13 protein-coding genes are annotated in these 14433 nt (G+C 35.3%); 3 read left to right on the forward strand and 10 right to left on the reverse strand.

All coding sequences use genetic code 11. The features are described from left to right. Positions 1 to 126: 126 nt before the first annotated feature. Positions 127 to 591 carry a COG2426 family protein gene (locus CLOST_RS11835; protein ID WP_013362566.1) on the forward strand — a complete coding sequence of 155 codons (465 nt, stop codon included), beginning with the start codon at positions 127 to 129 and terminating at the stop codon, positions 589 to 591. On the opposite strand, the gene CLOST_RS11840 is transcribed toward CLOST_RS11835, so the two are convergent. From CLOST_RS11840 to CLOST_RS11880, 9 genes are all read right to left on the reverse strand, one after another. Then, positions 588 to 1517, reverse strand: coding sequence for an AEC family transporter (locus CLOST_RS11840; RefSeq protein ID WP_013362567.1), 930 nt, complete (start codon positions 1515 to 1517; stop codon positions 588 to 590). The two genes, CLOST_RS11835 and CLOST_RS11840, sit on opposite strands and share 4 nt — an antisense overlap. Positions 1518 to 1756: 239 nt before the next feature. Then, a complete protein-coding gene (locus CLOST_RS11845) occupies positions 1757 to 2059 on the reverse strand; it encodes a rod-binding protein (RefSeq protein WP_013362568.1) in 303 nt (100 codons plus the stop codon). Between the two features lie 10 nt (positions 2060 to 2069). Next, complete coding sequence (flgG, locus tag CLOST_RS11850; RefSeq protein ID WP_013362569.1) at positions 2070 to 2870, reverse strand: flagellar basal-body rod protein FlgG; 801 nt, start codon at positions 2868 to 2870, stop codon at positions 2070 to 2072. Positions 2871 to 2961: 91 nt separating this feature from the next. Then, entirely contained in the window at positions 2962 to 4080 is a 1119-nt protein-coding gene (locus tag CLOST_RS11855) for a flagellar hook-basal body protein (RefSeq protein WP_013362570.1), read from the reverse strand. Between the two features lie 144 nt (positions 4081 to 4224). Next, complete coding sequence (gene mreB / locus CLOST_RS11860) at positions 4225 to 5244, reverse strand: rod shape-determining protein (protein ID WP_013362571.1); 1020 nt, start codon at positions 5242 to 5244, stop codon at positions 4225 to 4227. Between the two features lie 63 nt (positions 5245 to 5307). Further along, complete coding sequence (gene murA, locus CLOST_RS11865) at positions 5308 to 6561, reverse strand: UDP-N-acetylglucosamine 1-carboxyvinyltransferase (protein ID WP_013362572.1); 1254 nt, start codon at positions 6559 to 6561, stop codon at positions 5308 to 5310. A 361-nt stretch (positions 6562 to 6922) separates the two neighbouring features. Beyond that, positions 6923 to 7621 carry a hypothetical protein gene (locus tag CLOST_RS11870; protein WP_013362573.1) on the reverse strand — a complete coding sequence of 233 codons (699 nt, stop codon included), beginning with the start codon at positions 7619 to 7621 and terminating at the stop codon, positions 6923 to 6925. 221 nt (positions 7622 to 7842) lie between these two features. Next, positions 7843 to 9555: a YcdB/YcdC domain-containing protein gene (locus CLOST_RS11875; RefSeq protein WP_013362574.1), complete on the reverse strand. Its 1713-nt coding sequence runs from the start codon at positions 9553 to 9555 to the stop codon at positions 7843 to 7845. A gap of 92 nt (positions 9556 to 9647) precedes the next feature. Continuing rightward, a complete protein-coding gene (locus tag CLOST_RS11880) occupies positions 9648 to 10352 on the reverse strand; it encodes a glucosaminidase domain-containing protein (RefSeq protein ID WP_013362575.1) in 705 nt (234 codons plus the stop codon). Positions 10353 to 10623: 271 nt separating this feature from the next. Here CLOST_RS11880 and mgtE point away from each other — a divergent pair, with 271 nt between their 5' ends. Then, a complete protein-coding gene (gene mgtE, locus CLOST_RS11885) occupies positions 10624 to 11955 on the forward strand; it encodes a magnesium transporter (RefSeq protein WP_013362576.1) in 1332 nt (443 codons plus the stop codon). A 52-nt stretch (positions 11956 to 12007) separates the two neighbouring features. On the opposite strand, the gene asnS is transcribed toward mgtE, so the two are convergent. Then, a complete protein-coding gene (gene asnS / locus CLOST_RS11890; protein WP_013362577.1) occupies positions 12008 to 13402 on the reverse strand; it encodes an asparagine--tRNA ligase in 1395 nt (464 codons plus the stop codon). Positions 13403 to 13623: 221 nt separating this feature from the next. Here asnS and CLOST_RS11895 point away from each other — a divergent pair, with 221 nt between their 5' ends. Continuing rightward, positions 13624 to 14433 (forward strand): histidinol-phosphatase HisJ family protein, encoded by an 810-nt coding sequence (locus CLOST_RS11895; protein ID WP_013362578.1) that lies wholly within the window; start codon positions 13624 to 13626, stop codon positions 14431 to 14433.

Consider the following 14433-nt stretch of genomic DNA (forward strand, 5'->3'; position numbering starts at 1 on the left):
ATACAATTACATAGTGATTACAGTTCTGTTTCAGTTAGCCTTCCTATGATATAATACAGATGTTGTTATATAGTGATATTAAAAACTTGCTCTAAACCTACTAGAGTATATCGGAGGATAATATATATGAATGATTTTTTTGTAAACCTCAGTCACGAGGTCTACGTTTTTTTGCTCGCAGCAGTACCTCTAATCGAGCTCAGGGGAGCTATTCCACTAGGAATAGGGCTTGGAATGAGTCCTTGGGAAGCTTACTGGATTTCTGTTGCAGGCTCTACACTTCCTGCTCCTTTTCTCATTCTGTTTTTCAGAAAAATTTTAGAATTTATGGAAGAGAAGAACATTTTTAAATGGTTTACTGATTTTTTGAATAACCATATCTACAAAAAATCAAAAAAACTAAAGGCAGCGAATATACTCGGAATTTATGTATTCGTCGCTATTCCACTGCCTTCTACTGGAGCCTACACAGGCTCAGCACTTGCTTCCATTTTAAATATTCGTATGAAGTATGCTCTTCCTGCCATATTTTTTGGAAACATGACAGCAGGCTTTATCATGATGATGCTCTCACACGCTATAATGCTCTAGCCTAAAAACAGAGCTATGAGAGGTATAGTAACTAGAGACATTAAGGTTGTTAAAAATATAAGCTGAGATGCTAGAAGCTCGTCGCTTTCATAGCGAGTAGCAAATATTGCTACATTTGCAGCTACTGGCATAGCAGTTATTATTATAGGAATCTTTAAAAAATAACCATCTAGCTTTAATATCGTAAAAAGAACAATCATTATCGCTGGAATTACTGCAACTTTTATAACTGCTGTGAGTAGCAGTTTTTTGTTTGCAAAAATTGCATCTACTCTAGTTCTAGCTAGTGTGCTTCCAACTGCCAGCATGGCAAGAGGAGTGGTTGCTGAGGCTAAATATAGTAGCGTACTATCTAGTATCGGTGGAAGTTTAATTGAAAGTATAAACAAAGTAAACCCTATAGCTACTGCTATTGTCCCTGGATTAAGCAAGGCTGCAAGACCTTTTTTCTTAGATGCTGAGCTATCAGAGGATCTGCTGAGCATATGAACTCCAACTGTCCACATCAAAAGGTCAAACGGCATATTAAATAATGAAGTATAGAATATTCCTTGAGTTCCGTAAAGTCCCTGAGTTATAGGGTATCCCATAAAGCCTACGTTTGGAAATATCATAGCTGTCTGAAATACGTCCTTTTCCTTACCCTTTGCTCTAAGTAGCTTGGCAAATAGATATGAAAGCGAAATCGTACCTGCATAAACAGCTATAGCCATTCCTATCATCTTTAAGCTCTGACCTAGTAGCTCTATAGAAAAATCAAACTGCATAGCTCTTATTATAAGAGCTGGAAGCGTAATATATAAAACTAGAGTACTAATTTCTTTAGCTCCATGCTTTGTTATCATCTGCTGTTTTCCTGCTATATATCCAACTAATATCAGCAGAAACAGCACTAATACTTGAGAAAAAATCGTCCAAAAGTCCATTTTTATCACCGTCACTTTTTATAAATTAGGAACAAAATCACAATTATCTTTACTACCATGAAAATAAGCCTGTTTTTAATTTCAAAACTTGTATACATAAAACAAAACCATTTAGATTATTATCTCATAAAAAAGACAAATCTAAATGGTTTTTTTAGTTGTTATAATTTTCTTTATATTTCTTTTTTTATTTTTCTTAATAATTCTTCTTATTTCTTAATAATTCTTAATAATCCTTCTTATTTCTTGTAGGCCTTAGTGTATTGCTCATATATCATCTTGGCTATACCCATAGATTGATTCTTTGACACATCTTCCGCATATCTCTCTAGCATAAAATCCGTCATGATATCCTTGCCTGGAGCTTTTTCTTCGTCTTCATTTTCAGGAATAGTAGCTTTCATCTGCTTGAGCATGATTTTTAGAAATTCCGCTTCCATCTCTCCAGCAACTTTTTTAAGCTTTTCCTTTTCCATCTCGCTCATCTGTTCATCCTTGTAACTTACTGGGATGTTAGTAGGTATAAAAGGCTTAATGTCCATAGTCTACCTCCTATCTTTTAAGTGAGTTTACTGTCTGCATCATATCGTCTGCTGTCTGAATGGATTTTGAGTTTATTTCGTAGGCTCTTTGAGCCATAATCATTCTCACCATCTCGTCAACTAGCTGAACGTTAGATGTTTCTAAAAATCCTTGGTATAGTTTAGTGTCTTTACTTTCATCTTCTTCTATTACTGGCTCGCCTGAGTTTGCAGTCAGAGAGAAGAAGTTATTTCCCATAGCCTGAAGTCCCTCTGGATTAATAAACTGAACTATTTGAATCTCTCCTAGCTCTACTATCTCGCCTGCTTCATCCTGAGCCGTAACCATCCCTCCCTCAGATATAGAGAAGTTTCTCATAGTAGATTCCACTTCTATTACATCATCGTCTGTAGATAGTACGGTATAGCCCTGAGAAGTAACTAGAGTCATAACATCTCCATCCACAGAAAACTTGAAGTTTCCATCTCTAGTAAACAGCTGCTCTGGATTGCCAGTTGGGTTCTCAACTACAAAAAATCCTGGGCCTTCTAAAGCAACATCTGTAGGATTTTCAGTTTTTTCTAGATTTCCATTTGTGAACAATCTAGAAGTAGCAACAGGTCTTACCCCGTGACCTATTTGAAGATTTACAGGTTCTCCTAGCTCAGGGTCGTTTGATACGCTTTTCATCGATGTATAAAGTAAATCCTTAAATTCTGTTTTTTGTTTTTTGAATCCTGTCGTATTTACGTTTGCAAGGTTGTTTGATATTGTATCCATATTTAGCTGTTGTGCTCTCATTCCACTAGCCGCAGTCCAAAGTGCTCTCATATGTATCTTCCTCTCTATTTTTAAATATATATACTTATTTTAGTTATATAAATATTTTTTCTCCTATATCTTCATTAATCCTCAATATATATTATATTTTGCCTATTTCATTTGCAGCTTTTGACATTATGTCATCATATGATCTTATAACTTTTTGACCGCTTTCGTAGCCTCTAAGCAAATTTATCATTTCAGCCATTTCTGATATTATATCTACGTTTGAGCCTTCTAAATATCCTTGGAGCACCTGTCCATCAAACTCAGCTTCATCCGCTTCGATGCCATCTGCCATTGTAAGGTAGCTTTCTCCCTGCTTTATCATGCTCTCCGTGTTTGCTATGTTTACTACTCCAAGTGTATCAATTTCCTCTGGCTCGCCATCTACGGTTGCCACTATGTTTCCAAATTTATCTATGTCTATTTTTGAAGCTCCCTCAGGAACTGAAATTTCATTGTCGCTGGCAGAAAGCACTACATTTCCACTATAATCCACTAAAATTCCTTCTGGATTAATAGAAAAACCACCATTTCTGCTATATTTTATTTGATTATCCTGCATATCTAATATTTTGAAAAATCCTTTACCCTCTATTGCTACGTGAAGAGGATTTTCTGTAGGGTCTAAATTACCTTGATTAAAGTTAATCATAGACCTGTCAGCTAGTGCTCCACCATTCATCGTTCCTATGACCTGAGCATTTACAGCTGTTATAACTCTAGCTACGTCTTGTCCGCCTGCTTGCAGTATGCCGTTTGGAAGTAGGGTAATCGCACCGTCTGGCGCTGAAATCGGATTGCCATTTACATCTAAAAGGTAGGCTCCAAACTTCGCATGAGTATTGCTGTCTGAATCTCTCAAAGCTGTTCTAAGGTATCCTTCCTCATCTCTAGTTATTTTAGCAGATTTATGATATCCTATGCCATGTCTATCTTCCATTCTAAAATATCCCGAGGTTATTTCTATGGACACAATCGAGTCATTTGTTTGAAAATCTGCTGGTGGATCTACGTTTACAAGTTGCCTAGTAGGTCTCAGATTATTTTCTACTCCATTTAGCTTTACCATGAGCTGTTCTGGAAAAGACTCTGTAACTAGAACATCTTTTTTAAATGCAGTAGTTTGAGAGTTTGCGATGTTGCTCGTGATTACATCTATTCTTTTTGAGTCCGTTCTCATGCCATTTGTAGCTGTATAAATACCTCTAAACATAATTCCCTCCAAGTTTACAAAAAGTCTATTAGCTAGGCTAATAGACTCCTTATGTACATCATCTAATTTAATTCAGATTAATGCATTACAGGATATAGCCCTGTAACCTTTATCGACATTTCTATAGAATTTACCTATAGTTCTTTAGTACCTTTTTTTAGTTGAGCGCTGTAATACCTTTATAGAATTAAGTGCTTCTCCCGTTCCTTTTGCAACACAAGAAATAGCATCGTCTGCTATATATACACTTATACCCGTTCTTTTAGCAATAAGCTTATCTAGTCCCCAAAGAAGAGACCCTCCACCAGTCATAAGGATTCCTTTGTCACTGATATCTGCTGATAGCTCCGGTGGTGTTTTTTCAAGCACATAGTGAACTGCATCAGCTATTTGTGCTACACTTTCTCTAAGCGCTTCTAATGTTTCTTCTGAAGATACCTTGATTGTTTCTGGAAGTCCTGAAACTAGGTTTCTTCCTCTTACATCCATAGTTACTTCCGTATCTCTTGGGAAAGCTGAACCGATGTTGATTTTGATTTCTTCAGCTGTACGCTCTCCGATTAATATGCTGTGTTTCTTTCTCATGTACTTCACTATCGCCTCATCGAACTTATCTCCAGCGATTTTTATTGAGGTGCTTACAACTATACCTCCAAGAGATATAACTGCAACATCAGAGGTTCCTCCCCCGATATCTACTACCATACTTCCGTTTGGCTGAGAAATCTCTATTCCAGCTCCTATAGCTGCTGCTATCGGCTCTTCAATTAAGAATACGTCTCTAGCTCCTGCTTCCATAGTAGCATCTATTACTGCTCTTTTTTCAACTTCCGTTACTCCTGATGGTACACAAACTATAATCTGAGGCTTGAAGAATCTAAATAGACCTACTCCTCCAGTAACTTTCTCTATGAAATGCTTTAGCATTTTTTCTGTAACATCGTAATCAGAAATAACTCCGTCTTTTAATGGACGAATTGCAACTATATTTCCAGGTGTACGACCTAGCATCCTTTGAGCTTCTTCACCGACAGCAAGCACCTTATTAGTGCTAGTGTCTATAGCTACAACTGATGGCTCCTGAAGTACTATCCCCTTGCCTTTTACATATACTAGTACTGACGCGGTACCTAAATCTATTCCAATATCTGGCGAAAATCCCATTTCTATATTCTCCTTTTCATCAATAAATTATTCTCTAATCATTTTAACATTATTTGGAAAGAATTAGTCCTCTATTTTTTCAATATTTGCCCCTAATGAGGAAAGCTTCTTCACTATATCTACATATCCTCTTTCGACATGATAAATTTCAGTAACTCTAGTTTGTCCTTCTGCTACCATTCCACTAAGAATAAGCGCTGCTCCAGCTCTTAAATCTGTAGCTACAACATTTGAGCCTTCAAGATTTTTTACGCCTTGAATTACTGCTGATTTTCCCTCTATTTTTATATCTGCTCCCATTCTGTTTAGCTCAGGAACATTCATAAATCTGTTTTCAAATACAGTTTCTATAACCATAGAATTGCCCTCAGCAATGCTAAGCAGTGCCATAAATGGAGACTGCAAATCTGTAGGAAAACCTGGATGAGGCATAGTTTTGATATCTGTAGGCATTATGTTTTTCGGCCCAATAACTCTTATAGTAGATTCACCTTCTTCTACCACGCAACCCATTTCTATGAGTTTTGCCATTACCGGTCTAAGGTGATCTGGAATAACATTTTCCAGCACAATATCACCCTTGGTAATAGCTGCAGCTACCATGTAGGTTCCTGCTTCTATACGGTCAGGAATTACTATATGCTCAGCGCCGTGAAGGGCTTTTACTCCAGTTATTTTTATGGTTTTTGTTCCAGCTCCTTTAACCTTACCACCCATTTCATTGATAAAGTTAGAAAGATCTACTATTTCTGGCTCTTCTGCAGCATTTTCAATAACAGTAACGCCATCTGCAAGAGCTGCCGCCATCATTATATTTTCTGTAGCTCCAACAGAAGGGAAATCCAGATAAATCTTATGACCCTCTAGCCCTTTAGTGTGTGCTTCTACATAGCCATGCTCCATATCTACAAGTGCATTCATAGCTTTAAACCCTTTTAGATGCAAATCAATAGGTCTTGTACCTATAGCACATCCTCCAGGCATTGAAATTTTTGATCTGTTAAATCTCGCAAGCAGTGGCCCCATAATCAAAAATGAAGCTCTCATTTTGCTAACTAGCTCATATGGAGCATCATAGCTATTTATGTTAGTAGCATCAACTACCAAAGTTTCATCTTTAAACTCAACCTTTGCACCTAAGTGGCGAAGTAAATCACTCATTACATGTACATCTCTTAAGTTTGGTACTCCCTTAATTGTAGATACACCGTCTGCAAGAAGTGTAGCTGCTATTACTGGAAGAACTGCGTTCTTTGCTCCACTGATTTTTACATTACCCTTTAATGGTCCGCTTTTTCTCACTAGAATATGAGCCAAATTGTTCATTCCTTTCGATTTTCCAAATATAAATCGCTTTTTTCATCCATTTTTAACCTGCCGGACTCTAATTGTCCCACATCATCTATTATTATAAAGTTGTATGCTATATTTTAAATTTTATTTTTTATCAAAGTCCAAATCTATTTATACCCTTTTTATCTGAACATGTCAATTTATATTTTACTATATAAATCATCTAGATAAAAGTATATATATTCTACTTAGAAAATTTATTGATTTCAAAGCAAATTTTTAGGGTTCTAAAAGTAAACCTTTACTTTCAAAACCCTTTATTCACAATTAAACTCTTGCTAATTCGCTCAATAAAAGCTTTTTAATGAGTCTTTTGACTTTTTATTTAATTCTCAACCAGAGCCTTTTTAACTTGTATTGTGTAAAAGAATTTATTTGTATCATCTACATGAAATATATATTCTTTTCCATTTTCTTCAAATATTACAGATTTTAAAACTATACTTCCGTTATGGTCAATTATATTCTTACTCATCAAATAAGCTGTAGCATCTTCATAGCTGATTTCATTTACTATAGAGGTAAGTAAAACTGCATTTTCTTTAAACCCTAGTGGGAAATGTCCGTTGTCTTCTTGATAAACTCCAATTACACCAACTTTTTCTATTTGATTGTCTTTTCCCTGGAATATCCCTATAAGTGAATTGGTTTTCTTAGTACTGTTTTGTTTAAATGAAATTTCCAAGCCAGATTTCAAAACATCTTCTATGCCTTTGTCGTATTTATAAATTTGGTTTTGCTGCAATAATTTTTCTTCATAAGCCGTTTTGAAAGCTTTTTCTGAGGAGTATAGCATATATTTTTCGACTTTTGCTCCTGCAAAAGAGCCTGCGTTTAACACGTCGCTTTTTGAAAGTACTAACATAGTCATAAAAACAAGCATGATTGAAAAAAGTGTCATAATATGTATTACGCTTAGTTTTCTTCTAGTTTTCTTAGGTCCTTGAATCATAGCTTCCTTAATGTTTTCTCTTCTTTGAATTCTAGCTGCCTGTTTTCTTTCACTGCGACTTGCCTTTCTCATTCTACACTCCCTTTGCAATATTAAGCATATCCTTAAATATTACGTATCTATATTGATAATACTCAGTTAGTATTTATAATACTCTACATTATCAATTTTAATCGATTTGTAATAATCTAATTTTAATTCTTTTTTGAAAAAAAAGCTATAATTTGGTAAAAATAATTGAACTTTTTTCCAAATTATAGCTTTAGCCTTAGGCATATTATTTAATTATAGTTCTATGGAGCTACAGCAGGTTCTGCATACATCACTGGATAGTCTATATACTTTCCAGTTTTTGCATCTATATAGCTTCCACTATAATGTCCATCCTTTGATACAAGTGAATATATTAGTTTTATTACAGGTTCACCTGTTTTTTGAGTTTGATTATAATCTAGGGTATATCTAAGCTGCATAGATTTGTCACTTAAGAATTTTTCCATTGCTTGCTCAGGCTTGATTAGTCCTTCAAGAGAATCGAAAGTTTTTTTGTCATCCCAGTATATTCCCATAGATTCTACTGTTTTAGTAACCCCATTGATTCTAATATCTATAAACTGCTCTTGAAACTCTGCTGATTCAACTTTTCTTGGGAATGTAAAGTAATATTCAGCTGGAGTGTAAGGATTTGATTCATAAACATAATTTACCTGCTCAAAATCCACTTGTTTTAATTGCTCTGGTGCTATTTTAGCAAGCTCCTTAATAGCCATTTCATAAGCTTGCTTATAGTTTATTACAGGTTTTTGGTTTGTTGGCATATCATAAGGCATACCTTCAATATACATAGGCATTCTTCCCATGAAAAGTACTTTGTTGTCTGAGATATTTATGCTTACATAGTATTCTAGCTTGGCCTTTGTATCTTTATAGGTCACGTATACGTTATTTGGGTCATATTCGCTATACTCTACTTTAGGAGTTAGTTCTACGCCGTAGACTTCCTTAAGAAGCATATTCGCCGCCTCTACCGCCTGACCTTTGTTTTCTGCTTTAAATTCAATAGGTTTTATATCTTTAGTAAGATTAGAAACCTCATCAGGAGTCATGTTAAATTTTTCTATAGTAACTGGTCCACCGAAATAATATATATTCTTTGTATGAGCATCTACTGCATCTCCAAAAGCAGTATCTATTATATAAACAGGAATAGCTCTTTTTTCATCACTAGGTGAAGTTACATATTTTAGCTCAGATGTAAACTTTTCCTTAGCAATCTTTAAGGCTTCCTCTGCAGTCAGCTTAGGAGTAGCATCTGGAAATTTTAAGCTCTTAGTATAATTCTGATAAAAAGACACCACTTTTCCTGTTGATAAATCAACACTCACTGATATGAAATCTCCATCGTACTCTATGCCTTCATGAACTCTTTGATAGTAGTAATCTCCCATTACATATTCCTGATTGTATGGTGATTCTTCAAATACTTTATATGTGAACTGTGATAAATCTAAGTCGGTCTTGTCTTTTAAGAATTCCTTTGCTATTTCATGACCTTTTTCTTTAGTCATCTTTCTCTTAGCTTCATAATCTATATTCATATTTGATACAGATATTATTTCTTTATTGTCTTCATAATAAGCTACGTAAGCTCCTCCGCCTCCATTTTCACTTTTCGGCATGAAGCTTACAGAGATATTTTCTCTGAAGTTCTTGTCCTTTGGAAACTGTTCATCGTTATAATCTGAAGAATAAAATACATCCAATATATAATCCTCAGATTTTAACTCAGTCCCAAAATAATCTTTCATTATGGCTTTAGCATAATCTATAGCCTCTAAATCTCTTTTTGTAAGCTCTCTTTGTTCTATAACTGCTGGAACTGTGAGCTTTGAATCAAGCACTCCATTATCCATACCTACCATATTTGAATCCGCAAATGAAATTGCTGGTGAAGTAAGCATCGCGGTCATCATACTAAGTGCAATCAGTTTTTTATATTTCTTCATAAAAAACACCTCCTATTTTGATTTCTACCATAATTATAATTCCCGAATCACCCTCAGGCATTACAAATTACTTACAAATAGGAGGCATTTTGTTACATTCCAATTAATTTTTTTATTCTGTTTTCTATGCCATTTGCCCAGTTAGGGTCTGTAGCATATTTTTTCCCTATAGCACTGATGCTATATCCATTAAAATATTTTCCATCTGGCTGAAGATAATTTTCCGATAGGTATTTTGCCACAGTATCTATGCTCTCATCAAAGCTCTTAAAGCCTTTTGCACTACTGTATGGAGAATTGTCATAGGCCTGAAAACCAAAAAGATTATTTTTATCTTTTGCTATTCTGCTAGTTCCATAATTTGATTCGTGAATAGCAAGCCCAAGCAGAAAGAGTGCATTTACTCCATGTTCCTCTTCTGCCTTTTTAAACGCTGAGCCTAAGCCTTCAAGAGCTGTTCCTTGAAGCTTTGAATCTATGTAGGAAGCACTTACCTTGCTTTTTTCTCTTACATTTGAAGATGCTATTAATCCATTTTCTGCTAGTTTGTTTGCATAGGGGTTGTTAATAGGAGCAGCATAATTGGAAATCTCTCCTAGGCTTCTACTTTGCTGAAACAGCAAGTCTATCATGAAATCATTTGCACCTAAATCACCCGACGAAGAAGGAACCTCCACAGTGGGAATATTTAATTTTGTTTCCAAAATTGCTTTAAATCGCTCTTTTGTTTCATAATAGCTCTGGCTAGGCCCTGAAAAACCATTTATATTAATAGAATTTTTTATTTTTATATCCATAGATATTATCTCCCTGTACTTTTTCATATATGTACTCAATATATATTATATCGTTTAAATCTCAATTTTCTATAGTTCTTTAACTCCATTTTCTTGAAATGAATATCACTTTCAGTATATAATGGCTAAGGGTATAAAATACTATTAAAAGGCAGGTGAGTACTTGTGGACCATAGTCCGTCGCCCGAACGGTTATTTCAAAAAATAAAATTGAATATGCAGGGCCCAAGTACTCATCTTTACTTGGGCGGTTGCTCAAGGAGGTTTTTTAATGGAAAAAATTCTAGATTATATCAAGGCAGGAAAGCCTGTAAATGCTAGAGCTGAACTACTTGAGATGAATGTTGTCGATATCGCTACATTGCTTGAAGACGTGGATAGAGACGACCTAGTTATCCTTTTTAGGATATTGCCAAAGGACACTGCGGCCGAAGTCTTTTCGTATCTGACTAAGGTAGATAGAGCTCATATTATAGAGTCTCTAACAGACAAGGAAATTTCCGGAATCATAGACAAGCTATTTATGGACGATACCGTAGATTTCATAGAAGAGATGCCTGCAAACATTGTAAAAAAAGTGCTTAAAAACACTGATGATGATACGCGTAAGATGATAAATTCTCTGCTTAGCTATCCAGATGACTCTGCCGGTAGTATTATGACTACTGAATTTGTGGATATCAAAAAAGAAATGACAGTCATGGATGCTATCGCTCACATAAGAAAAACAGGTGTAGACAAAGAAACCATCGATACACTCTATGTTATCGATTCAAACAGAAAACTAGAAGGCATAGTCCCTATAAGAAAAATTCTGCTTAGCGATGAAAACCTTTTAATCGAGGATATAATGGATACAAGCTTCGTTTATATCTACACCCTAGATGACCAAGAGGATGTCGCTTCTATGTTTAAAAAGTACGATTATTTTTCCATGCCCGTAACTGATAGTGAAAATAGGCTGGTTGGAATTATAACTATAGATGACATACTAGACATAATAGAAGAGGAAAATGAAGAGGATTTTGCGAAAATGAACGCTCTTGCACCATCAGATGAGGAATATCTAGATTCATCTGTATACTCTCTGGCTAAGCAAAGAATCATGTGGTTATTGATACTGATGATATCCGCTACTTTTACCGGAATCATAATCAGGCAATACGAAAGTGTACTGAGCTCTGTAGTTATACTTGCTTCATTTATTCCTATGCTCATGGATACTGGTGGAAACTCAGGTTCTCAGTCATCCACTCTTATCATACGTGGCTTAGCTTTAGGCGAGCTCGAAATTGCTGACTATCCTAAGATTTTATGGAAGGAATTCAGAGTGAGTATAGTAGTTGGCTTGGTACTTGCTTTTATTAATTTCCTAAGAATATATTTGCTGGAGAGAGTTGATTTTATAGTTTCTCTCACAGTATGCATAAGCTTATTTGCAACAGTAGTGCTTGCAAAAGTAGTAGGAGGAATGCTTCCTCTTATCGCAAAAAAGTTTAAGCTAGATCCTGCCATAATGGCAGCACCTCTTGTTACTACAATTGTGGATACCTTTGCACTTATGGTATATTTCTCTACCGCAAGTTTGCTTATGGGTCTTTAAAAAAAGCCTTATGAGAAGTCAAAACAAAATGACTTTTCATAAGGCTTTTTAATTAGAATTCTGCTGTTCCAACTGTTCTAGGGAAAGGTATAACGTCTCTGATATTTGTCATACCAGTTAAATACATTATCATTCTTTCAAATCCTAGTCCATATCCAGCATGCTTTACTCCACCGTATTTACGAAGCTCAAGGTACCACCAGTAGTCCTCTTCATTCAGTCCCATTGCTCTGATTTTTCCAGCAAGTACGTCTTCTCTTTCTTCCCTTTGACTTCCTCCGATGATTTCCCCTATGCCAGGCACTAGTAAGTCCATAGCTGCTACAGTTTTTTCATCTTCATTAAGTCTCATATAGAAGGCTTTGATTTCTTTAGGATAATCAGTAACAAATACTGGTTTTTTGAAAATTTGCTCAGTAATATATCTCTCATGCTCAGTCTGAAGGTCCATTCCCCATGAAACTGGATATTCGAAATTGTGTCCACTTTCCTGAAGTAATTTAATAGCTTCAGTATATGTCACTCTTCCAAAGTCATTGCTTACTACATTTTGTAGTCTAGGAAGAAGGTCTTTATCTACTATGCTTCCGAAGAATTCCATCTCTTCAGGTGCATTTTCCAGTACATAGCTGATGATGTATTTAATCATGTCTTCAGCTAGCTCCATGTTATCCTCTAGCTCAGCAAAAGCTATCTCAGGCTCTATCATCCAAAACTCAGCCGCATGTCTAGATGTGTTAGAATTTTCTGCTCTAAATGTTGGTCCAAAGGTATAGATATCTTTGTAAGCAAGAGCAAATATTTCTCCCTCAAGCTGTCCACTAACTGTAAGGTTAGTTTCTTTTCCAAAGAAGTCTTGAGTATTGTCAATGCTTCCATCTGCATTCTTAGGAGGATTCTTAAGGTCTAAAGTAGTAACTCTAAACATTTCTCCAGCACCTTCTGCATCACTTCCAGTTATTATTGGAGTATGTACATAAACAAAGCCTCTGTCTTGGAAAAACTTATGAATCGCATAAGCGGCTACTGAACGAACTCTAAACACTGCAGAAAAAGCATTACTTCTAGGTCTAAGGTGAGCTATCGTTCTAAGGTATTCAAAAGTATGGCGCTTTTTTTGAAGTGGAAAATCCGAGCTAGATGGCGCTTCTACTACTATTGATTTTGCTTTTATTTCAAAAGGCTGTTTTGCTCCTTCTGTTTTTACTAAATCTCCAGTTACTTTTATAGCTGTAGCTATAGGTAATTTTGCTACATCCTTAAAATTATCTAAAGTTTCATCAAATACAATTTGCAGGTTTTTGAAAAAACTTCCGTCATTTACTTCTATAAATCCAAAGTTTTTAGAGTCTCTAAGTGTTCTAATCCATCCTTGGATTACGATTTCTTTTCCCATGTAATCGTCTGTATCTCTATAAAGCTTTTTAATATCAACTGCTTTAGTCATGGCAAACCCTCCTCATAGTTTTCATATTAAAAATAGTATATATTAACCCAAAACCGGTGTCAATCAAAGTTAACACTTAGGTTTGCTTGCAATTTACAATAAATTTAAAGAACTAATTCCAATTTTCTAGTATAATATTAGTTATGCAAAATTATTTTTCAATTTATTATGAATCAACATTGATACTCATATATTAATAACCATTTAAGGAGACGATTATTTTGATTAAACGTGACTATCATATTCACACTGCTTATTCAGATGACTGCATTATACCTATGGAAACCATGGTATTATCCGCAATAGAAAAAGGCATGGAAGAAATTGCTCTTACTGATCATGTAGACTACGATTATCCAGATAGAGATTTGCCTTTTGTAGTAAATTACGATTTATACTCACAGGATTATTATGCTCTAAAGGAAAAATATCAAGATAAAATCAATATTTTATTTGGTGTAGAGATAGGGCTTCAGCCACATTTAGGCTCTAAAATCGAGGAGCTCCTTGCTAAGTATCCCTTTGATTTTGCTATTGGCTCAATCCATACTGTAAAGCACCACGATATATATGCAAGAAGATTTTGGGATAATAAATCCAAAGTAAAAGGCTATACAGAGTATTTTGAGGATGTTTTGGAATGTGCTAAAATGCACTCTTGCTATAGAGTTTTTGGCCATTTGGATTATGTAAACAGATATGGTGGATTCGATGACAAAACTCTATATTACAAGGATTATGCGGATATAATAGACGAGATTTTAAAAACCATAATAAAAGGCGAGAGAGGTATAGAAATCAACACTTCTGGCTATCGCTACGGATTAAATCAAACTCATCCTCAAAGAGACATCTTAAAACGCTACAAAGAGCTAGGTGGAGAAATCATAACTTTAGGCTCTGACTCTCATAAGGATGAGCACATAAGTGCAGATTTTGACATAGCTGAGCAAATGCTAAAAGATTTAGGTATTCATTATCTTGCTAAGTTTAGCAAAATGAAGCCGGAAATGTACAAAATAGGCGATTAG

The sequence above is a fragment of the Acetoanaerobium sticklandii genome (assembly GCF_000196455.1).
Lineage (GTDB): Bacteria > Bacillota > Clostridia > Peptostreptococcales > Filifactoraceae > Acetoanaerobium > Acetoanaerobium sticklandii.

Excerpts from the sequence above, each read along its gene's own strand:
- CLOST_RS11880 (WP_013362575.1), bottom strand. The coding sequence starts at position 10,352 with ATGGATATAAAAATAAAAAATTCTATTAATATAAATGGTTTTTCAGGG.
- CLOST_RS11855 (WP_013362570.1), bottom strand. The coding sequence starts at position 4,080 with ATGTTTAGAGGTATTTATACAGCTACAAATGGCATGAGAACGGACTCA.
- CLOST_RS11870 (WP_013362573.1), bottom strand. The coding sequence starts at position 7,621 with ATGAGAAAGGCAAGTCGCAGTGAAAGAAAACAGGCAGCTAGAATTCAA.
- CLOST_RS11845 (WP_013362568.1), bottom strand. The coding sequence starts at position 2,059 with ATGGACATTAAGCCTTTTATACCTACTAACATCCCAGTAAGTTACAAG.
- CLOST_RS11875 (WP_013362574.1), bottom strand. The coding sequence starts at position 9,555 with ATGAAGAAATATAAAAAACTGATTGCACTTAGTATGATGACCGCGATG.
- CLOST_RS11835 (WP_013362566.1), top strand. The coding sequence starts at position 127 with ATGAATGATTTTTTTGTAAACCTCAGTCACGAGGTCTACGTTTTTTTG.
- asnS (WP_013362577.1), bottom strand. The coding sequence starts at position 13,402 with ATGACTAAAGCAGTTGATATTAAAAAGCTTTATAGAGATACAGACGAT.
- CLOST_RS11840 (WP_013362567.1), bottom strand. The coding sequence starts at position 1,517 with ATGGACTTTTGGACGATTTTTTCTCAAGTATTAGTGCTGTTTCTGCTG.
- mgtE (WP_013362576.1), top strand. The coding sequence starts at position 10,624 with ATGGAAAAAATTCTAGATTATATCAAGGCAGGAAAGCCTGTAAATGCT.
- mreB (WP_013362571.1), bottom strand. The coding sequence starts at position 5,244 with ATGGGATTTTCGCCAGATATTGGAATAGATTTAGGTACCGCGTCAGTA.
- flgG (WP_013362569.1), bottom strand. The coding sequence starts at position 2,870 with ATGAGAGCACTTTGGACTGCGGCTAGTGGAATGAGAGCACAACAGCTA.